Origin of the sequence: Parabacteroides sp. B2-S-102 (assembly GCF_023656665.1) — a bacterium.
In the GTDB taxonomy this organism is placed as follows: Bacteria; Bacteroidota; Bacteroidia; order Bacteroidales; family Tannerellaceae; genus Parabacteroides; species Parabacteroides distasonis.
The window spans coordinates 238084-258491 of sequence record NZ_JAMOKM010000006.1 but is presented as its reverse complement, the minus strand read 5'-3'; the positions used below and the strand labels follow the sequence as shown (position 1 = coordinate 258491).

At 44.6% G+C, this 20408-nt stretch carries 18 protein-coding genes and 2 tRNA genes; 7 read left to right on the top strand and 13 right to left on the bottom strand.

Annotation, left to right across the window (positions count from 1 at the left end; genetic code table 11):
* Window positions 1–278 precede the first annotated feature (278 nt).
* From NBH07_RS10740 to NBH07_RS10720, 5 genes are all read left to right on the top strand, one after another.
* Complete coding sequence (locus NBH07_RS10740) at window positions 279–917, top strand: sensor histidine kinase (RefSeq protein WP_009018282.1); 639 nt, start codon at window positions 279–281, stop codon at window positions 915–917.
* 72 nt (window positions 918–989) lie between these two features.
* Entirely contained in the window at window positions 990–1631 is a 642-nt protein-coding gene (locus NBH07_RS10735) for a bifunctional nuclease family protein (protein ID WP_005854990.1), read from the top strand.
* Window positions 1628–2944 (top strand): NupC/NupG family nucleoside CNT transporter, encoded by a 1317-nt coding sequence (locus tag NBH07_RS10730; protein WP_005854986.1) that lies wholly within the window; start codon window positions 1628–1630, stop codon window positions 2942–2944. Before NBH07_RS10735 ends, NBH07_RS10730 begins: the two co-directional genes overlap by 4 nt.
* 38 nt (window positions 2945–2982) lie before the next feature.
* Window positions 2983–3681, top strand: a complete 699-nt coding sequence (locus NBH07_RS10725; RefSeq protein WP_005854983.1) for a 16S rRNA (uracil(1498)-N(3))-methyltransferase — start codon at window positions 2983–2985, stop codon at window positions 3679–3681.
* Between the two features lie 109 nt (window positions 3682–3790).
* Window positions 3791–4528: a 3-keto-disaccharide hydrolase gene (locus NBH07_RS10720; protein WP_005854980.1), complete on the top strand. Its 738-nt coding sequence runs from the start codon at window positions 3791–3793 to the stop codon at window positions 4526–4528.
* An 88-nt stretch (window positions 4529–4616) separates the two neighbouring features.
* Here NBH07_RS10720 and guaA (NBH07_RS10715) read toward each other — a convergent pair whose 3' ends face one another.
* The 4 genes from guaA (NBH07_RS10715) to NBH07_RS10700 form a co-directional block, all read right to left on the bottom strand.
* Window positions 4617–5924: a glutamine-hydrolyzing GMP synthase gene (gene guaA / locus NBH07_RS10715; protein WP_009018281.1), complete on the bottom strand. Its 1308-nt coding sequence runs from the start codon at window positions 5922–5924 to the stop codon at window positions 4617–4619.
* Between the two features lie 51 nt (window positions 5925–5975).
* Window positions 5976–7496 carry a glutamine-hydrolyzing GMP synthase gene (gene guaA / locus NBH07_RS10710; protein WP_005854975.1) on the bottom strand — a complete coding sequence of 507 codons (1521 nt, stop codon included), beginning with the start codon at window positions 7494–7496 and terminating at the stop codon, window positions 5976–5978.
* Window positions 7497–7905: 409 nt separating this feature from the next.
* A tRNA-Cys gene (locus NBH07_RS10705) sits at window positions 7906–7977 on the bottom strand.
* A gap of 59 nt (window positions 7978–8036) precedes the next feature.
* Window positions 8037–8108: transfer RNA gene (locus NBH07_RS10700), tRNA-Cys, on the bottom strand.
* Between the two features lie 165 nt (window positions 8109–8273).
* On the opposite strand from NBH07_RS10700, the gene rfbC reads away from it, so the two are divergent.
* Both rfbC and rfbB read left to right on the top strand, forming a co-directional pair.
* Window positions 8274–8831, top strand: coding sequence for a dTDP-4-dehydrorhamnose 3,5-epimerase (rfbC, locus tag NBH07_RS10695; protein WP_057329448.1), 558 nt, complete (start codon window positions 8274–8276; stop codon window positions 8829–8831).
* Window positions 8832–8844: 13 nt separating this feature from the next.
* Complete coding sequence (gene rfbB / locus NBH07_RS10690) at window positions 8845–9984, top strand: dTDP-glucose 4,6-dehydratase (protein ID WP_156682414.1); 1140 nt, start codon at window positions 8845–8847, stop codon at window positions 9982–9984.
* Here the strand turns inward: rfbB and NBH07_RS10685 are convergent.
* The 9 genes from NBH07_RS10685 to NBH07_RS22470 all read right to left on the bottom strand — a co-directional run bounded on the left by NBH07_RS10685 (window position 9976) and on the right by NBH07_RS22470 (window position 20318).
* Entirely contained in the window at window positions 9976–13275 is a 3300-nt protein-coding gene (locus NBH07_RS10685; RefSeq protein WP_156682415.1) for an AsmA-like C-terminal region-containing protein, read from the bottom strand. The two genes, rfbB and NBH07_RS10685, sit on opposite strands and share 9 nt — an antisense overlap.
* 144 nt (window positions 13276–13419) lie before the next feature.
* The gene (locus tag NBH07_RS10680) at window positions 13420–15330 is read right to left on the bottom strand and encodes a polysaccharide biosynthesis protein (RefSeq protein WP_009018262.1); all 1911 of its coding nucleotides are present in this window, start codon (window positions 15328–15330) and stop codon (window positions 13420–13422) included.
* Window positions 15331–15335: 5 nt separating this feature from the next.
* Window positions 15336–16607: a DegT/DnrJ/EryC1/StrS family aminotransferase gene (locus NBH07_RS10675; protein WP_009018261.1), complete on the bottom strand. Its 1272-nt coding sequence runs from the start codon at window positions 16605–16607 to the stop codon at window positions 15336–15338.
* Window positions 16608–16611: 4 nt separating this feature from the next.
* Window positions 16612–17334 carry an SDR family oxidoreductase gene (locus NBH07_RS10670; RefSeq protein ID WP_008780232.1) on the bottom strand — a complete coding sequence of 241 codons (723 nt, stop codon included), beginning with the start codon at window positions 17332–17334 and terminating at the stop codon, window positions 16612–16614.
* Window positions 17331–18548 (bottom strand): ANL family adenylate-forming protein, encoded by a 1218-nt coding sequence (locus NBH07_RS10665; RefSeq protein WP_008780231.1) that lies wholly within the window; start codon window positions 18546–18548, stop codon window positions 17331–17333. The genes NBH07_RS10670 and NBH07_RS10665 overlap by 4 nt, the downstream gene beginning before the upstream one ends.
* A 6-nt stretch (window positions 18549–18554) precedes the next feature.
* Entirely contained in the window at window positions 18555–18776 is a 222-nt protein-coding gene (locus NBH07_RS10660; RefSeq protein WP_008780230.1) for a phosphopantetheine-binding protein, read from the bottom strand.
* Complete coding sequence (locus NBH07_RS10655) at window positions 18773–19462, bottom strand: PglD-related sugar-binding protein (protein WP_009018259.1); 690 nt, start codon at window positions 19460–19462, stop codon at window positions 18773–18775. The genes NBH07_RS10660 and NBH07_RS10655 overlap by 4 nt, the downstream gene beginning before the upstream one ends.
* An 8-nt stretch (window positions 19463–19470) precedes the next feature.
* Window positions 19471–20079, bottom strand: a complete 609-nt coding sequence (locus NBH07_RS10650) for a sugar transferase (protein ID WP_039848857.1) — start codon at window positions 20077–20079, stop codon at window positions 19471–19473.
* 110 nt (window positions 20080–20189) lie between these two features.
* Window positions 20190–20318, bottom strand: coding sequence for a PIN domain-containing protein (locus tag NBH07_RS22470; RefSeq protein WP_255348936.1), 129 nt, complete (start codon window positions 20316–20318; stop codon window positions 20190–20192).
* Between the last annotated feature and the right edge of the window lie 90 nt (window positions 20319–20408).

Here is a 20408-nt window from a genome sequence, read left to right as displayed (position 1 = left end):
TGAAGATTGGTTGTCCGTGACGGATGACCATTTTTTTTTGCTTTGATAGTCAAAAAAACTTCTACCTTTGCAAAAGATCTATCTATTAAGAATCATGAAACACACACATAAATATTTAATTTTTGCCATATCCATATTTCTTGTCTCTTTGTTAACCCTAGGTTGCCAAGAAAAAGAAGAAAAGAAAATCGTGCTTATCCATTCTTTTGAGCAAAAGAAAGATACCTACCCGATTTTTAATGAAACACTGAAACGAACATTCGATAAACCGGACTCCATTGAACGCTATTGTCGGATTCTCGAATCTTATGAACACAGACATCGAGCTCAGTAAGGCAGAACGGGAAAACTTTACCGAGTTAATCAATACGAACAGCGATCTGTTATTGAACCTTATCAATGATATCTTAGATCTTTCCCGTATCGAATCGGGCCGTATGTCATTCTCTTTCCAGCAATATTCTCTAAATGAATTAATAAGCACGATTTACCAGACTTTCCAAGTTTTAATGCCGGAGAACGTAGAACTTCGTATGCAAATACCGGAAAAAAGCATATCCATTCCCACGGATAAGCTTCGGTTGACACAAGTGATTACCAACTTTCTTAGCAACGCTATCAAATTCACGCAAAAGGGATATATATTGATTGGTTATGAATACCGAGAGGAAGGGCGGCATGTACATATTTTCGTAGAAGATACCGGCATTGGTATCCCGAAAGAAAAGCAAGACGCCGTTTTCAATCGTTTCACGAAACTGGATGAATTCGCCAAAGGTACCGGCTTGGGACTATCCATTTGCAAAGTGATAGCCGAACGTTTCGATGGGTATATCGCCGTAGAGTCCGAAATAGGAAAAGGAAGCCGTTTTTCCATTATCCTTCCCCTTAACCCCAAACACACTGAAAGTGATTAATCACATTTATTCGCAATAATCCCGAAAATAATATTACTTTTGCTTTTGTATACAATTTTAAATTTCAGATCTGTGAGTACAAGAATAAAATTAAGGGTTCAAGGATTAGCGAACAGCCAAATTCAATCCGGGGCCTATGCGTTAATTTTGGCAGAGGAAAATGGTCCACGGCGAATTCCAATCATCGTAGGAACCGCTGAAGCACAGTCTATAGCGATCGCTTTGGAGCATATCGTACCTCCTCGTCCATTAACACACGACTTATTCGCCACTTTTGCGCAAGCCTTCAACGTCATTCTTAAGGAAGTTTACATATACAAATTCGAAGATGGTGTGTTTTACTCAGAATTAGAGTTTAGCGACGGTGAGCGCTCGATAAAGCTGGACTCTCGCACTTCCGACGCGATTGCCATAGCGCTTCGGGTAAATTGCGACATCTTTACTTCCGAGGAGATTGTAAAGGAATGCGGTGTCGTACTGGAAGACACCCTGTCCATCCCCGCTGACGAACCGGAGGAGGATGACAATTTATTAGAATTAGAACCGGATGAGATTAAGGACGAAGCCCAGTTAAAGAAATGGTTAAGCCTATTGGATATCCAAGAAATAAACGAGCGATTGGAAGACGCTATAGCGGACGAAAATTACGAATACGCGAAAATGTATAAAGACGAGTTGCGCCGTCGAGAAGAAGAGGAGGACACAAACAAATGATTGGAGAACAAGGAGGATTCGGACTGGTCTCACTTTTAAGAGGTCTGCTTGGGATCATTACGATTTTAGGTATCGCCTATGCGATGAGTTATGACCGTAAACGGATCGATTGGAAATTAGTAGGTGGAGGTTTGTTCATGCAGATCGTATTCGCCTTGGCGGTTTTATATGTGCCGTTCGTCGGAAGCCTATTGGAAGGATGTGGCAAGATATTTGTTAAGTTGATGGACTTCACGGATGCCGGTCTTACTTTCTTATTAGGCCCGTATGCCTCTAAAGCGGCAGGATTCAGTTTCTTGCTTCATTCGCTACCGATTGTTATTTTCTTCTCCGCCTTGGTTTCCATGTTTTACCATTGGGGGATTATCCAGAAAGTAGTCGGTGCCTTTGCGTGGGTATTGCGTAAATTCATGAATATATCCGGCTCGGAGGGATTAGTGGCCGCCGGTAATATTTTTATGGGAATGACAGAATCTCCTGTGTTGATCAAGAATTACCTGCCGACAATGAATCGTTCGGAGATATTTTTGGTCATGGTATCCGGAATGGGTACGATCGCCGGTTCCGTAATGGGTACTTACATAGGTATGTTGGGAGGAACAGACCCGGCGGCGAAGGTTTTATTCGCCACTCACTTGCTCTCGGCTTCCGTAATGGCAGTACCGGGTTCAATCGTTTTAGCGAAAATGCTTTGTCCGCAGACGGAAGAAGCCACGGACCATGTAGCTATCTCCGGCAAGGAAAAAGAGAACTCGAATATTCTAGATGCCATCTCATCGGGTACGGTTACCGGCGTAAAGTTGATGACGAATATTGCCGCGATGTTATTGGTATTCATATCCCTTGTAGCGTTAGCGAATTATATTACGGAAGGTGTGATAGGGCGTTATACCGGACTGAATGACTGGATTGTAAAGATTACGGACGGTAAGGCGCAGGGCTTGACCTTCCAATTTATACTGGGCGTAATCACCTCTCCTTTCATGTGGTTGATCGGGGTTCCCAGCCAAGACATCATGTTAGTTGGTTCTTTATTGGGACAAAAGACCATATTGAACGAATTTGTCGCCTATTTCCAATTACAGCAATGGAAAGATGCCGGATTATTCATGTATGAGAAATCGATCTTGATGTCTACTTATATCCTTTGCGGATTCGCTAATATATCGTCTATCGGTATCTTATTAGGCGGATTGGGCGTATTAGCCCCGGAAAAACGAGGATTAATTTCACGTATCGGCGTACCGGCTATGATCGGCGGAGCCTTGGTCTCTGTGCTATCGGCTACTATAATTGGTATGATCCTTGGGTAATTGAAAATTGAGAATTGAGAATTGAAAATTAGATGGTCATGCAGATTTTTTATACACCAGATATAGCTATCAAGCCGGAATTACCGGAAGAAGAAGCAGGACATTGTATACGGGTACTTCGTCTAGGTGAAGGCGATGAGATAGTATTGACGGATGGGCAAGGCTCTTTTTATAAAGCGGCTATTAGCCGGGCGCATCCCAAACATTGTGAGGTGACCCTCTTAGAGAGTTGGAAACAACCCGATCTCTGGAACTTCAATCTCCATATAGCCATAGCTCCTACCAAAAACATGGACCGGATGGAGTGGTTCGTGGAGAAAGCGACGGAAATAGGGATCAATGCGATCACCTGTTTGAATTGTCGTTTCTCGGAGCGTAAAGAGATCAAGCCGATTCGATTGGAGAAGATATTGGTCAGTGCCATGAAGCAATCCCAGAAAGCGACTTTGCCGGCGTTAGAAGGAATGACAGATTTCAAGAAGTTTGTCGCCACTCCCTTTGACGGGCGTAAGTTTATTGCCCATTGCGAGGAAGGCGAGAAGCCACTATTAAAACATACGTATCAGCCGGGAGAGAATGCCTTAATCCTCATCGGACCGGAAGGTGATTTTAGCCCGGAAGAAATCAAACTGGCTCAAGAGAATGGCTTCGAGCCGATCTCTTTAGGAGAGAGCCGGCTGCGTACGGAAACGGCTGCGCTAGTGGCTTGCCATACGATTCATGTGTTAAATCAATAGAATAATCCTATTTCCATTAAAAATACGTTAATCCTCATAAGGGTTATTAAGCAAATTGCTACATTTGTAATGATATTAACAAATCTAATCTAATAACAATTTAAGTAACATGAAAAAGTTGTTCAAATCATTCTTGATTCTTTCAGCTATAGCTATGGCTATCCCCTGTTTCGCTCAAACTCCGAATACATTGACTAAGAAGGAAAAAAAAGCTGGCTGGGAATTATTATTCAACGGAAAAGACTTCTCTGGATGGCGCCAATGTAACGGTACCGCTATGCCCGCGAACTGGGTTATAGAAGACAATGCCATGAAAGTATTTACCGGCGAAGGCAAAAAACCGGGACAAGGCGCTAATGGCGATATCCTTTACCAGAACAAGAAATTCAAAAACTTCGAGCTCTCGGTAGACTGGAAAGCGAGCAAGATGGGCAACTCCGGTATCTTCTATTATGTACGCGAAGTACCCGGCAAACCTATTTATTATGCGGCTCCCGAAGTACAGGTACTAGATAACGTGGACGCAACCGACAACAAATTAGCGAACCACCTAGCAGGTTCTCTATATGACATGCTTCCCGCAGATCCGAAAACAGTTAATCCTGCCGGCGAGTGGAATACGATCGTAATCCGTGTAAAAGATGGAAAGGTAACGCATACCCAAAATGGTAAGAAAGTTGTTGAGTATACTTTATGGAGCAAAGAGTGGGATGATTTGGTAGCTAACAGTAAATTCAAGAACTTCCCGGGCTTTACCGAAGGTATTTCTAAAGAAGGTTATATCGGTCTGCAAGATCATGGCTATCCGATCTGGTTCCGTAATATCAAGATCCGTGAACTAAAATAGTTCTTCGAATCTATCGTATATAAATAAAAAGCCCGGGATTCAGATAAATCACCGGGCCTTTTTATATCTGTTTAATAAGTAAGCCTAATTACTCCCACTCAATTGTCGCATTCGGTTTCGGAGACATATCGTAGCATACACGGTTCACGTTCTTCACCTCTTTCAAAATACGATCCGTAATCTTCATCAAGATAGGCCAATCAACCGGTTCGATCGTAGCGGTCATGGCATCTACCGTATTGACGGCACGGATAATCACGGGCCATTCGAAAGAACGGGCGTTATCACGTACGCCAACCGACTTAAAGTCGGGTACTACCGTAAAGTATTGCCATACCTTTTTATCCAATCCGGCGTTCTTGAACTCCTCCCGTAAGATCGCATCCGACTCACGTACCGCTTCCAGTCTGTCACGAGTGATAGCGCCCAAGCAACGTACGCCTAAACCAGGTCCGGGGAACGGCTGGCGATAAACCATATCATAAGGCAAACCTAACTCTACGCCACAAGCACGAACCTCGTCCTTGAATAATTGACGCAAAGGCTCAACCAACTCAAATTGCAAATCTTCCGGCAGACCGCCTACGTTATGATGGGATTTCACCATCTTAGCCGTCTTCGTTCCACTCTCCACGATATCCGGATAGATCGTTCCTTGAGCCAAGAAATCGATTCCATCTAATTTGCGAGCTTCTTCCTCAAATACACGGATAAACTCACCACCGATAATCTTACGCTTTTGCTCCGGATCTTCCACGTCAGCTAGCTTATTCAAGAAACGATCGGTAGCGTCTACATACACCAAATTAGCATTCAACTGGTTCTTGAAGACCTCAACGACATCCTCGGACTCGCCCTTACGCATCAAACCATGGTTCACATGCACGCAAACCAATTTATCACCGATCGCTTTCAAAAGTAAAGCGGCTACTACAGAGCTATCGACACCTCCAGACAAGGCCAGCAGAACTTTCTTATCCCCTACCTGACGCTTTACCAATTCAGTCTGGTCATTGACAAAATTCGTCATATTCCAGTTTGCCTCAGCCTTGCAAGTATCGAACACGAAAGACTTGACAGCGCCCTTGATCGCCTCGACATCATCCGTAAACTCCGGTAATTTAACCTCGCACAACGCCTTATCATGACCTGCGGCCATTACAGGAGTGCCCATCTCGTAAATACCCGGATTCACGTCGATAGCTACACCGTCGATAACATTGTTTGGGCCACCATTGATAATGATACCTTTCACGTTTGGCAAGGCTTTTAATTCCTCAACCGTGATGTCATGCGGATAAATCTCACTATAAACGCCTAACGCACGAATAGCACGAGCCAACACCGTATTCTCATGACTACCTAAATCCAAGATAACAATCATATCTTGCTTCATGTGACTTTTAAATTTTATTGATTTTACACTTTGTTATACCTAAGACAAATGTCACTCCCACTCGATGGTTGCAGGCGGCTTCGAGCTGATGTCGTACACGACTCTATTCACGCCTTTCACCTTATTGATAATCTCGTTGGAAACTTTGGCGAGGAACTCGTACGGAAGCTGCGCCCAATCGGCGGTCATAGCGTCCGTGGAAGTGACCGCACGTAAAGCTACCGTATTCTCATAGGTACGCTCATCGCCCATTACACCTACGGATTGAATCGGAAGTAAGATTACCCCAGCTTGCCAAATCTTATCGTAAAGTCCCCACTCACGCATCAATGACATATAGATATCGTCAGCGTCTTGCAGGATACGTACCTTTTCCGGCGTGATATCACCCAAGATACGGATACCCAATCCCGGTCCCGGGAACGGATGGCGCTTGATCAAATGCGGTTGCATACCCAACTCCATACCGACACGGCGAACCTCATCCTTGAAAAGAAGACGAAGCGGCTCGACGAGTTTCAAGTTCATCGTATCCGGAAGTCCGCCCACATTATGATGGCTCTTGATAACCGTACCTGTGATAGAAAGCGACTCGATCACATCCGGATAAATCGTACCTTGCCCCAGCCACTTGATATCTTTCAGCTTATGCGCCTCCTCATCGAAGACATCGATAAATCCTTTGCCGATGATCTTACGTTTCTTCTCCGGTTCCGTAACGCCCGCTAGTTCTTTATAGAACTTATCTTTTGCGTTTACGCCGATCACGTTCAATCCTAAATGCTCATAATCCCTCATTACGTTCTCGAACTCATTCTTGCGCAGCAAACCATGATCCACGAAAATGCAAGTCAAGTTCTTACCGATCGCCTTATTCAGCAATACGGCCGTAACAGATGAATCCACACCGCCGGAAAGAGCCAAGATCACCTTGTCATCTCCCAATTGCTCCTTCAACTCAGCTACGGTAGATTCGATAAAGGAAGCCGGTGTCCAATCCTTGGCGCATCCGCAAATATTCAAGAAGTTATCCAGCAACTTCGTACCGTCTGTCGAATGGAATACTTCCGGATGAAACTGAACGCCCCACGTTTGCTCACCTTCCACATGGTAAGCGGCAGCCCTCACGTCGTCCGTGCTGGCGATCACCTTGAAATTATCCGGCAATACGGTAATCGTATCCCCATGAGACATCCATATCTGTGAACCCACATGGATCCCTTTCAGTAATTCATCCTCACCATCAATGTGCGACAAATTAGCACGTCCATACTCACGTGAATTAGCCGGTTCCACATTACCTCCGGATGTATAAGCTAGAAACTGCGCTCCATAACAAATACCTAAGACGGGATACTTCCCCCGTATCTCGGTCAAATCAGCCTTAAAGGCATTCTCGTCGTATACGGAATAAGGACTTCCGGAAAGGATCACACCTTTCACGTCGGTAGCGTCATGCGGGAATTTGTTATAAGGAACGATCTCACAATACATATTCAACTCTCTGACCCTACGGCCGATAAGCTGGGTTGTTTGCGAGCCGAAATCAAGAATAATAAGTTTCTCGTGCATGCAATTATGATTATTTAATTGAGTGGCGCAAAGGTAGTAATAAATTCGGGAAGCATAAACACACTGGGCAAATATTCTTCCTTATCACGATACTTTTAAAAGATCTTCCCTTGTCCTATTACGCCTTTCCTCCTGAGACATTCATTATCCACCATCCATTCATTATCCACCATCCATTGCATGATCGTCCACCAACTGTTACATGATCATGCAACGGATGGTGGACGATCATGCAACAGCCATTAGAAGATGAATACCTCAAGAGGAAAACCACAAATCCCCCTAAGGATCCGGCCAAGGGAAGCCATGAAAACAGCGAACCGCCCGACAACCCGGCGAGAGTTACAAACGGACAAAACAAAAAAAGCCTCGAAGCGTTCATTACAAACAACTTCGAGGCTTTCCTCCGAGGTTCCTGGCGGATTCGAACCGCCGTACATGGTTTTGCAGACCACTGACTAAGCCACTCATCCAAGGAACCGAATCAATCAAAAATAAAAGTAATTTTCAATTCTTAATACTGAATTTTCAATTACCAAGAGGTTCCTGGCGGATTCGAACCGCCGTACACGGTTTTGCAGACCGCTGACTAAGCCACTCATCCAAGGAACCATAACTTCAACACAAAACAACTGCTTTCGTTTTGCGAGTGCAAAGAAAGAGAATAATATTGGAATTTCCAAACTTTTCCTTTCTTTTTTATTTTTCCCTCCGAATATTATAGAAGTAGAGAAAATGAGCTTACCTTTGCCTATCAAATAGATAAATAACGAAAAAATGACTTATACAGAAACTGTAATACCGGGCGTATGGATCATTGAGCCAAAGGTATTGAAAGATGCGCGCGGATACTTTATGGAAGCTTTTAAGCAAGCGGAATTCGAGGAGCATATCGGAAAAATCCAGTTCGTGCAAGACAACGAATCTTGCTCCTCTAAAGGCGTATTACGAGGATTACACTATCAGCTAGCGCCCTATTCTCAATCTAAATTAGTCAGGGTGATCAAAGGACGGGTATTGGATGTAGCCGTAGACGTACGTGAAGGCTCGCCCACATTCGGCAAATATGTAGCTGTAGAGTTATCGGACGAGAATAAACGCCAGTTATTCATTCCACAGGGATTCGCCCACGGATTCCATGTATTAAGTGACGAGGCTATCTTTACCTATAAAGTAGATAATCCATATGCTCCGACGCATGAACGGGGAATCCGCTATGACGATCCCACGGTCCATGTAGATTGGGGCATCACAGATCCGGAATCGATCAACCTATCCGAGAAAGACACCAAGGCTCCATCGCTGAAAGACGCTGAGCTTAACTTCAAATACTAAACACTGTACAGATATGAAAACTTACCTAGTTACCGGCGCCGCCGGTTTTATCGGTGCCAATTTTATCAAACACATGCTGGCGAAATATGACGATATCAAGATCGTTGTCCTAGACTTGCTGACTTACGCAGGTAATTTAGGCACCATCGCCGAGGATATCGATGGAGTACGTTGCGAGTTCGTGAAAGGCGATATTTGCGACCGTGCCTTGGCCGACCAGCTATTCGAGAAATACAACTTCAATTATGTCGTGAACTTCGCCGCTGAAAGCCATGTGGACCGAAGCATCGAAAATCCCCAGCTATTCCTGCAAACCAACATCCTTGGTACACAGAACCTATTGGACGCCGCACGAAAAGCATGGGTTACCGGTAAGGCCGAGACAGGTTATCCAGTATGGCGTGAAGGTGTACGTTTCCATCAAGTCTCTACCGATGAGGTCTATGGAAGCCTTGGTGCCGAAGGTTATTTCCACGAGACCACGCCTTTAGATCCCCGGAGCCCGTACAGCGCCTCCAAGACAAGCGCGGACTTATTCGTAAAGGCTTACCACGAGACGTATAAGATGCCGGTATCTATTACCCGTTGTTCCAACAACTACGGACCTTACCATTTCCCGGAAAAATTGATTCCCTTAATCATAAAGAACATATTGGAAGGTAAATCCCTACCTGTATATGGTGACGGCACAAACGTACGCGACTGGTTATATGTAGAGGATCATTGCAAGGCGATCGACGCCGTCATCCACCACGGGCGTGTGGGAGAGGTTTACAACGTAGGCGGTCATAACGAGAAGCAGAACATCGAGATCGTGAAACTCACGATCCGGACGATCCATCAACTAATGACCGAACAACCGGAATATCGCCAAGTATTAAAGAAAAAAGAGATCGGTGCCGATGGACAAATCTCTATCGACTGGATCAACGACAGCTTGATTACATTCGTAAAAGACCGTCTGGGCCATGATCAACGATACGCCATCGACCCGACGAAGATCACCAACGAATTAGGCTGGACACCAGAGACCTGCTTCGAGGTTGGTATCGTAAAAACCATCCGTTGGTATCTTGAGAACCAAAAATGGGTAGAGGATATCACCGGTGGAGATTACATGAAATATTACGAGCAAATGTATGGATCACGTTGATTCCTCAACGTGACCGTGTGTATGTGGATGAATCTCAGAGAGGCTGTTTCCTAATTCGGGAGCGGCCTCTCTTATTTGTTTCCGGATCGTCTCGCGTATCTCCTCACGCACATTCCTGCGGGTACTATCCAGTTCCGCTTGCTTGGCAGGTTTCAAGAAATCTTTATATTTACATTTCACTATCTTGAACTTGAAATCATCCAGATTCCCTTTTATATCGATACCCAACTTAAACGGTACCGGCGATTTTAAAACCGAGAGATGGTAATCGAACGTCATATCCAAATTATGCGTTCCTCCTACGGCTACTTTATACCGGTCCATCTCCACCAAGAATGGGAATACCTCGATCTTGTTATCATGGATCGCTAAATCTACCGCTATACTATCGATCATATTCCGTTTTTTATTCTTGAACATCAGCGTCTTCGATATCTCGGTAAATGTCTCACCATCCAGCAACACCATATTCTTTCCGCTCAGGTAGCAAGAGGCATTTACAGACGGCAGCAACACGGACATCGTAGAATCCGCCTTGCAAGTAGCCGTCATCTGGCAATCTACCATGCCTTCGAACGAACGAAGCATAGGGACCAATGTGTCGATATCCGGGAATAAACTGATTAACCGTTCCACTAAAATATCATTTAAGGACAACTCAAATCCCATAGTCGCCTCTTGATCTGTTTTGGTCGTATAAACCATCGTCAGATCTCCGGAACCGATATTCGAGCTCATACATAAATCGCTCAGATTGATACTTTGATCCCGGATTACAACCTCACCTTTCACATCCTCCAACTTCAGATCCTTAAAATCTATTTTTTTAGCATTTGTATGAAGCGTCAGATCCAAGAATTTCGGAACGACAAATAGTTGAGAGATCGAATCCGTAGCGACACTATCCACGGTATTCGCTAATAGATGATCCGTCTCCAGTACGGAGATACTGTCTTCCGAGAAGGCCCTAACCGAATTGGATGCCAATTGATCAGAAAACTGCAAACCTTTACCTATAGCTAGCATCAACTGGTTACAATCGATCAGATCGGATTCCAACTCGAAATTCGCTTTCAGCTTTCCTCCCCGTAGCATGGCCCGCCGGATGTCGCTAAGCTCTCCACTCAAAGTAAGATCACTCTTTCCTAAATGCAGGCGGGCACCACTCAACGTCATATTGTTAGTATTGAATTTCACGCTTGTCTCATCAATATACATCGGAATGGGGAATAAGCGGCTAAAGCCCCTCAATTGCTTAAACCTCACTTGTCCCCGAGCCTCCCATTGGCGTAAGACACTGTTTGAGGAAGCGACCGAATCCACTTGCGACCGCTGTCTATTCGCCCTTCGGGTGGTCTGCGTGCGCCTGCGCAAGGTATCACCGGCGGCAATACGGCGTTCACGTTGTTGACGAATCGCTTGCCGATAAGGTAATGCTTCCAAAGAGAACTGGCTTTCCGTCAGAACCATACCCGTCCGTAAAGGGATAAGAATATATTTTAAGGTGTCCACCGAGATCGTAGCTCCCGCCATAGGGATCCGCTTATCTGTAGAAGAAGCCTTGATGCCCCCTTTCAACACGGTCTTACCGGCCACCATCCAGGTAGAATCCGGCAACTTGGTGCGTAAATGATCAAATTCCAACCCTGCGGTCATAGGGATAACAGCCGTTGTATCAATAACCGGCGTCGTATTGGCTACCATCTTCAATCCACCGATATTCGTACTGATCTCATCCTTATACTTTATATTCAAGGTATCCACCGATAGATTAGCGCTCAACAATCCTTTCGCATTCAGATATTTACTTTCATTTTCCGTAGATCCTACAAACAGATTCGCCCCAGCGATATACATATCCACGCCTAACGGCTTACTAAACGCCTTGAAGCGATCAACCGTCAAATTGCCGGATGATTTGACCTTGGCGAAGCGGCTATTCACGATATCATCCACCTTAAACACCGTAGATAAATCAGCCATCATGGTACCCTCCAGCAGCAGTGTGTCGGGATTCAAGAACTCTTTAGCCAAACGGGTAAAATCGACCTGCCCTTTCATCTCCGCCCGAATCGCGGGATTCCTCCAGATATCCCTAACCTCGCCACTCATGGTCAACGAGGTATTCAACCCGATCAATGTCAACTCCTCCAAAGAGACATAAGAAGAATCCGGGTAAGCGCCATTCAAATGTAAATCCACGTCCATGCGCAATGTATCGATCCCCTGTTCAATACCTTTTACATGATAAGAACCATCCTCTATCTTGCAGCATAAGTTCACGGTCGGAACAATACTATCCCCTAATTCTCCACGGATATCCCCTTCCAAAATAATACGTCCCTCAGCAAGTGTTTTATCCCGATCCTTAAAATATTCATCCGGAATAAAATGTAAGAGATCATTCATATCGGAAACCTTCAACCCGAAAGTCATATCGATCCGTGACGGATTATCCTCGGTAGCCGGCACCATAAAGCCATCCGCCGTAAAAGGCAGATTATTCACCAGCAACTCCGCGTCCCTCAACCCAATCCGGCGAAGTCCATCAGCCAACAACAAACGTCCCTTGAAGCGTAACGCTAACTTATTCGCCAAAGAATAAGACGGGCTACGGAATACGATCGAGGAAGAACCGGTCTCCACATCCAACTTATTTCCTCGTTGGGTCAAAAGGCCATCTATATGTAAAAAGAAACCATCGATCGCCGTATATAAATCCTGCTGGCGGTCATCATAGACAAAGTGCCCATTCGTAATATGCACTTGCTGCAAATCTATTTTAGGCAATGGAGATGACGATGATTCGTCTACCGAATCCATCTCACTTTGATAAATCTCCCAATTCGCCTTTCCCTCCTCATTCACATAACCATAAAAACGGATACTATCCATGATAACCCGAGGAATCGTCACTTTCCCGCTAAACAGATAATCCGTAGGGTTAAATACGACGATCGCTTTTTTGAAAGACAGCAAAGAATCCGAAGGAATCATCAAATCCTCTTGATAGCCTATAGAATCCTCAGCCAGATGTGAGATCAAACGCCCATTCGTCAACTTCACTCCCAGATAAGGATACGTCTCGAAATAAGTCAACTCCACCCGCTCACATTCCAAGTGCGCCTCTATGAATTCGTTTGTTTTTTCTACGACCAGCGGTGTCAGCTTCTCCGGAGGTAAGACCGCCCATTTCAGTATACCAACCCCGATCAAGGGAAGTATGAAAAAGATCCCGACCAACACAGACACAACAACCAGCAATATCTTTCTTATTCGTACCATACTCATTCCTTCATCTTATCACAAACAACACTAATTAAATTGTATGAGCAAAAATACGAAATACTATCCCAAAGACAACGCTTATCTCATAAAAAAAGGCCCCCCGCAATGAGAGACCTTCTTTCTACATCTTATTTATTTTTCTACAATTCATTTATCCAGAACCTCATATTTAGAATGCTGGCTCTTGAACTCGGGAACGATCTCCTTCATCCGCTTCACGATCTGCATATCCCCCTCCACGGCACAAGCACGTACCAAGGCATCAATCCGCAGATTGGCGTCCGCATAATCATACGCACGGACTTGGGCGATCTTGATCTTCGGATGAAAAGTAGGCTTGGAGGTCTCATCCTCATTGAGCACCTCCTCATACAACTTCTCCCCGTCTCGCAATCCCGTGAACCGGATCTCGATTCCCTTCACCCCGCTCAGACGGATCATACGCTCAGCCAGATCCACGATCCGTACAGGTTTACCCATATCGAACACGAAGATCTCGCCCCCATTACCCATCGTGCCGGCCTCTAGGACTAGCTTACAAGCCTCCGGTATCAGCATGAAGAAACGAATGATATCCTTGTGCGTCACCGTAACAGGACCGCCCCGCTTGATCTGCTCCTTGAATAACGGGATCACGGAACCGTTCGATCCCAGCACATTGCCGAAACGAGTCGTCACGAATTGCGTACGCCCCCTCACCTTCCCATCCTTGATAGCCTGATCCAAGCTCTGCACGTAGATCTCGCAAATACGTTTCGAGCAGCCCATCACGTTCGTGGGATTCACCGCCTTGTCAGTCGATACCATCACGAACTTCCTCGTGCCGTATTTCACCGACAAGTCTGCGATCACCCGGGTACCGTCCACGTTGTTGCGGACACTCTCCTCCGGATTATCCTCCATCATAGGCACATGCTTGTAAGCCGCGGCATGAAACACATAATCCGGACGATGCTCCTCGAACAATTCCTCCATGCGTTCACGTACACAAATATCGCTCACAACCGTATAGGATTCTATATCCGGCCACCCACGAGCCATCATCAAGCGGACATCGTGCAAGGGAGTCTCCGCCTGATCTATCAAGACCATACGTTCCGGGGCGAACTGGGCTACCTGCCGCACGATCTCGCTACCAATACTCCCGGCGGCTCCTGTTATCAAAATCCGCTTACCGGTAAGCTGCTTCCTCACCGCCTCCAAGTCTATCTCGATCTTATCACGGGGCAGTAAATCCTCTATATTCACCTCCCTCAGCTGGGTATGGTTCAAGTCGCTCCTCCCGTCCCACTCTTGGGCGGCAGGAGTCATATAGATCTTTATATTCGCCTTGATCAGCCTGTCCACCATCTCCTGATTATTCCGGATCGCCTCAACCTTTAAGGGAGATACCAACAAAACATCGGCTTGCAGCCTTCTCATCACACCAATCAAATCCTCGTTATTCGGATAAACCTTGACTCCCATTAAATACCGATTCCCTATCTCTGTCAGATCCGAGATAAACCCTGCCAGTACAAACCGGGCCGGATCTTGATTCTGGATACTTTTCGCCAAACTCACCCCACCTTGCTTCACGCCATAGATAAACGCACGCTCCGCCTTAGCCACCCGGAAAGTACTCACATAAAAGAATTTAACGAACACACGCATCATCCACATCAGACTCATCGCCAACAACGCGGAGAGGATCAGATCCCGTTTACGAATATACACCAAATAAGGAGAAAAGTCCGTCAACGCCTGAAACACGACTACGCAAATCAAGCCAAACAAGACGGCGAATCCCACCTTTTGCAAGTCCACGAAAGAGGAATAACGTATAATCCCCGAATAGGTATGGAACAGGCGAAAGCCTACCAGATAAGGAATCAGGCATACCAACAGCGTGACCAATAGATGTCCTAAGATATCCAAGGTCGACAACACACCATTATTCAAGGCATACACCAATAAGCCGGAAAATAAGATCAAGCAGCAATCCAGCAAGATAATACCCCAATAGGGTAAGGATTTCTTGGAAAAGTACCAGGTAGATAGTCGAGAAAAAGGGTTCATGATAATTATAATATATTCTTCTTTATACAATCCACGATATAGGCCACATCCTCATCTGTCACATACGGGCCGGAAGGCAGGCACAACCCAACCTTAAACAAAGATTCGCTCACCCCATTCACGTAAGCCGGGCAATCCTTATAAACAGGTTGCTTATGCATCGGCTTCCACAAAGGGCGAGATTCTATACCCATTGCGTCAAGTCCCACACGCATCGCCTCGACATTGGCATTCGGCTCGCAATCCGTATGTGCGTTAACCGCCGCGTGAGTCACACCGCCCGCACCACCAACAGCACCTTGTACCGTTGCTTGATAAGCATTCTCCTGCCCTTTCACCCTCAATAAAGGATCCAAGACAATCGTATTCAACCAATAATTACTATCAAAACGACCGGAAGGATTCTCATGCAAGGTGATTCCTTTCACATCTCTCAACAATTCCCGATATAAATCACACGCATGCTTATGATGAGCCACATGAGCATCAGCCACCGTCATCTGACCACGCCCGATACCCGCACAAATATTCGACATCCGATAATTATACCCGATCCGCTCATGCTGGTAATACGGATAAGCCTCCCGAGCCTGCGTAGCGTAGAACATGATCTCCTGCTTAGCCGCCTCGTCCGGACAAATCAACGCCCCCCCACCACTGGTCGTAATCATCTTATTCCCATTGAACGACAGCACCCCATATTTTCCAAACGTACCCAACATACGTCCATCATAACGAGAGCCAAAACCCTCCGCCGCATCCTCTATGATCGGAATCCCATACCGATCAGCGACCACCATAATCTCATCCACCTTATAAGGCATCCCATATAAGGCCACTGTGACAATCGCTTTCGGTGTTTTTCCCGTCTTCTCGATACGATCTTGAATAGCCTCTTCCAATAACACAGGATCCATATTCCAAGTATCCGCCTCCGAATCCACGAACACAGGCATAGCTCCTAAATAAGTAATAGGATGTGAAGAGGCACAGAAAGTAAAACTCTGCACCAATACTTCATCACCCGGTTTCACACCGCAAGCTAATAAAGCCAGATGTACAGCAGCAGTGCCAGCACTAAGAGCTACCACCCGTTTATTCTCTCCCACGAAAAATTCCAAATCTTTCTCAAAACCATTCACGTTCGGGCCTAAAGGCACCACCCAATTGGTATCAAACGCCTCCTTTACATATTTCTGCTCAATCCCCTCCTCGCTCATATGAGCAAGGCAGAGGTAAATTGTTTTCTCTGGTGTATATGCCATAGCCGTATCCATCTAATTAGATTGTTCCATTATCTACATGCACATTCTGCCCAGTGATGCTACATGCTTTCTCACTTACCAAAAAAGCCACTGTTTCCGCTACTGAACGAACGCTGGTAGCTGCCTTCATCGAAGTACGTTTGTAAATTCTATCTTTTTGATCGTCAGTAAGCGTTGAACTCATGGTGGTCTCCATAAATCCCGGAACTACAACATTCGAGCGAATGCCTAAGCCACCCCATTCACGAGCCGTATCCTTTGAAAAAGCCTCAAGCGCACCTTTCGAGGCAGCATACATAGCAAGACCCTTGTATCCCGTATGCGCACTGATACTTGAGATATGCACAATTGCACCACGAGTATGGTGAAGAAGCATATTACGTATAGCGTATTTTGTCATCATCATTGGTGTAAACACATTCACGTCATACATCGCCTTCAGTCTATCTAAGTTTAGATTGGTCACGATATCATCATATGCCATGGCGGCATTATTTACATAAGCGTGCAATACGATTTTATTTCCAACGAACTCCTTAAAGATCGCCTTTCTCACCCCTTCGCTGTCACTTAGATCAACACTTTTAAAAAAGAGCTTACCAGCATATTCAGCTTCCAAAGCCTTAAACTCTTCCGTATGACTACGAGCTACACCATACACTACATGGCACTGCTCCAGAAATACCTTACAAATTTCCAAACCCACACCCCGTGAGCAACCGGTTACCAGTATATTCATGATCGTTTGATTTTACCTGTTCTTGTTAATGAGAATGATTCGACAAATTTTATCCGACGAGGAATCTTAAAGTCCTGCAATTGCTCTTTCAAGTGAGTACGAATTTCCAATTCAGTCAAAGTTGAACCTTCCACCAGTTGAACTTCCGCACAAAGCACATTGCCAAGGATTGAGTTGGCCTTGCCATAAACCAAAGCCTGCTGAACCCCATCGATTTCAAGGATCGCCTTTTCAGTTTCCCCCGGATTAACCTTATAGCCCCCCACATTGATGAGCTCGTTCTTGCGACTCTTGAAGCGGAACAAGCCGGTAGTCTCATCCACCCATTCAATCAAATCGCCCGAATGATAATAATCACCATCAAACTTGAAACTCTCCGACTGGCCTAACAGTGACTTATGAATCAGCAACTCCTCCTCTTGAATCAAGAACTTATCGCAAATAGCCACTGGAATCTGGAAGCAATCCCCCTTTGCCGCAAACAAAGTGCCCGCTTCTGTAGAAGCATACACATTATTGATTTTCGCATTAGGGAAAATCTTTTCGATCGAGTCGTAAAGCTTCTTATCGGATTTCTCTCCACCAAGCGTCACCCGCAAAACGGTCTGATAAGCTTTCTCGAAAGGCAATAGCAAACGATAGAATGTAGGTGTTGCAGATACATGCGTAACAGATTCGTTCTCAATCAGTTCATAAACCTCTGCACGACTTTTATTGAACACGTTCACCAAGAAATTCTGATTCATAAAGGCTTGAAAGAACACTTGCAAGCCCGCCATGTGTGTTGGATTGTAGGCATACGCCCACACCTGACTTGTATATTTGTCGCCCAAGCGAACCGCTCTTGTAAGCGTTTGGACGCTATGGGCCACCTTCTTAGGTTGTCCTGTCGTTCCTGAAGTGAAAATAGTGATTTCTGACGTAGAACGCTTCACTGCATCTACAACAACTCCCATATCCTTAAACATAGCTGAAGTAATCGCTTTTGGCGCATTTATTTCAGCTACATTTAACCCTTCAATCTCAGCCTCGTTCAAGTCCGCATCAAGCAACACCAATGGTGCATTGTTTGCCAATGCTTTGATGAGATTAACAAAGAAGAGATACAAATTCGGTTGTTTATAGAGAGGGAAATAGCTATCGCTTTCGTTGAGCGAAGCAAGCAATTGCCCATAACTATACACAAAGCCGCTGTTCAAAAGAAATCTTTCCATTCGCAATCAAGCAAGCTTCTCGTAGATTTCACCAATCGTGTTCACCAATCCATCCTCGAAGATATCAATGTCAAACTCATCCTCAATCTTTACGGTGAGCTCTGCTAAATCAAAAGAGTTCAGACCAAGATTGTCACGAAGATTGTCTTCTGAATTTAATTTTTCAACTGCGGTCAGATCTTTTGCAGCACGAATCTCATTAATGATATCAAGTACTTTCTTTTTCATTTTGCTTGTTTTTCTTTTTTTACAATTCGAAAATATTCTTTCAAAATTAATATTGAATTTATCGCTGGATTACCTAAAAGCGATTTGCAAGAATCGATTGAATTCAAAACAACCGACCCTGCACCGATATTATTATTATCCCCAATAGTCTTTCCTTGAATTATCGTACATTTTACTCCAAAAAGATTTCTATTTCCTATAAATGTATTACCAGATACATTTACATAAGGATTAAAGACATTAAAATCTCCTATTATAACATCATGTGGTATAATTGTCCCAATATTAAAAATATTATAAGATCCAAGTTTTATGTTAGTAGTAAATACACAATTAGCAGTTATAATATTACCTATACCTATTTGTGGTATCTCATATAATACAGCACTAGGATCCACAAGATTTGGATAGTCAATCTTTTTATTAGTTATATTATCAACAATCGATTTAAGTGTCTTTGGAGAGCCTATTGCAACAGTAATAGATAAACTTGTTTTCCACGTATTCAAGACATTAATATCACCCAAAACTGGACCTTGTGGATAATCATTGGTTGAAGGAATGCCATCATCAAAAAAACCAATAAAATTCCATATAGGAGTTTCTCTGGCTTTATTAATTCTTTCTATCAAGCAAGCGACCTCACGTCCAAAACCACCTGCGCCATAAATTGCTATATCTTTCATCTCTCAAACTAATTATGTCCATTAAAAGCCTCCATCGTTGCGTTTCCCTCTTGAGAGATACCATCACGTACGAGGACTTTTTTGATTGTTATACCTATCACTTTTAAATCTGTCAGGAAAGAGCAATGATCCACATACCAAACATCCAGCTTAAACTTCTCCGTCCAGCTGATCGCATTGCGCCCATGGCATTGTGCCCAACCTGTAATCCCCGGACGAACCTCATGCCTTCTCGCTTGCTCTTCTGAGTAAAGAGGCAAATATTGCGACAAAAGAGGCCGAGGACCAATCAAAGCCATATCCCCTTTCACTACATTGATCAACTGCGGTAACTCGTCAATCGAAGTAGAACGAACAAACCTGCCTACATTCGTTAATCGGTCGGCATCTGGTAACAGATTCCCTTCCGCATCCCGCTCATCCGTCATGGTCTTGAACTTGACAACCTTGAATATCTTTCCATTCTTACCCGGACGTTCCTGTAAAAAGAAAGCCCCTGCCCCCTTATTAGCGAAATGCAGCCAAATGGTTATGACAAGTAGTATCGGCCACAGGATAGCCAACGTAAGAAGTGAGAGGATGAAATCAATCACCCTCTTCCAAAAATCTTTGTACATGATCAATTATTAAACGATAAAAGAGGCAAGCTAATATACCCTATAAACAAATAAACTACATCAGCTTCAGAAAATGTTAAGTATTTGGTATTCTAATATTTGAAAACTTTTCACCTCCAGATCCAATTCTCCAAGCGGATATTCGATATATTCTTGAAATCCTTAAGATTTTCAGTCACCATTACCATCCGGTGAATCACGGAGGTGCAACCAATCAATAAATCAAAATTATCTTCCATAGGAGTCCCCGCTAAACGTAGACGGGCTTTTTCCGAAGCAAACATATCGAAAGAATCCACGACAGGCAACCCCCTTAGGCACTTACGAGC

What these genes read in the sequence shown, in the direction of transcription:
- rfbC (WP_057329448.1), top strand. Translation starts at nt 8,274, where the DNA reads ATGACTTATACAGAAACTGTAATACCGGGCGTATGGATCATTGAGCCA.
- NBH07_RS10660 (WP_008780230.1), bottom strand. Translation starts at nt 18,776, where the DNA reads ATGAAAAAGAAAGTACTTGATATCATTAATGAGATTCGTGCTGCAAAA.
- NBH07_RS22470 (WP_255348936.1), bottom strand. Translation starts at nt 20,318, where the DNA reads ATGGAAGATAATTTTGATTTATTGATTGGTTGCACCTCCGTGATTCAC.
- guaA (WP_009018281.1), bottom strand. Translation starts at nt 5,924, where the DNA reads ATGAAGCAAGATATGATTGTTATCTTGGATTTAGGTAGTCATGAGAAT.
- NBH07_RS10725 (WP_005854983.1), top strand. Translation starts at nt 2,983, where the DNA reads ATGCAGATTTTTTATACACCAGATATAGCTATCAAGCCGGAATTACCG.
- NBH07_RS10650 (WP_039848857.1), bottom strand. Translation starts at nt 20,079, where the DNA reads ATGTACAAAGATTTTTGGAAGAGGGTGATTGATTTCATCCTCTCACTT.
- guaA (WP_005854975.1), bottom strand. Translation starts at nt 7,496, where the DNA reads ATGCACGAGAAACTTATTATTCTTGATTTCGGCTCGCAAACAACCCAG.
- NBH07_RS10720 (WP_005854980.1), top strand. Translation starts at nt 3,791, where the DNA reads ATGAAAAAGTTGTTCAAATCATTCTTGATTCTTTCAGCTATAGCTATG.
- NBH07_RS10685 (WP_156682415.1), bottom strand. Translation starts at nt 13,275, where the DNA reads ATGAGTATGGTACGAATAAGAAAGATATTGCTGGTTGTTGTGTCTGTG.
- NBH07_RS10675 (WP_009018261.1), bottom strand. Translation starts at nt 16,607, where the DNA reads ATGGATACGGCTATGGCATATACACCAGAGAAAACAATTTACCTCTGC.
- NBH07_RS10665 (WP_008780231.1), bottom strand. Translation starts at nt 18,548, where the DNA reads ATGGAAAGATTTCTTTTGAACAGCGGCTTTGTGTATAGTTATGGGCAA.
- NBH07_RS10730 (WP_005854986.1), top strand. Translation starts at nt 1,628, where the DNA reads ATGATTGGAGAACAAGGAGGATTCGGACTGGTCTCACTTTTAAGAGGT.
- NBH07_RS10680 (WP_009018262.1), bottom strand. Translation starts at nt 15,330, where the DNA reads ATGAACCCTTTTTCTCGACTATCTACCTGGTACTTTTCCAAGAAATCC.
- NBH07_RS10655 (WP_009018259.1), bottom strand. Translation starts at nt 19,462, where the DNA reads ATGAAAGATATAGCAATTTATGGCGCAGGTGGTTTTGGACGTGAGGTC.
- rfbB (WP_156682414.1), top strand. Translation starts at nt 8,845, where the DNA reads ATGAAAACTTACCTAGTTACCGGCGCCGCCGGTTTTATCGGTGCCAAT.
- NBH07_RS10670 (WP_008780232.1), bottom strand. Translation starts at nt 17,334, where the DNA reads ATGAATATACTGGTAACCGGTTGCTCACGGGGTGTGGGTTTGGAAATT.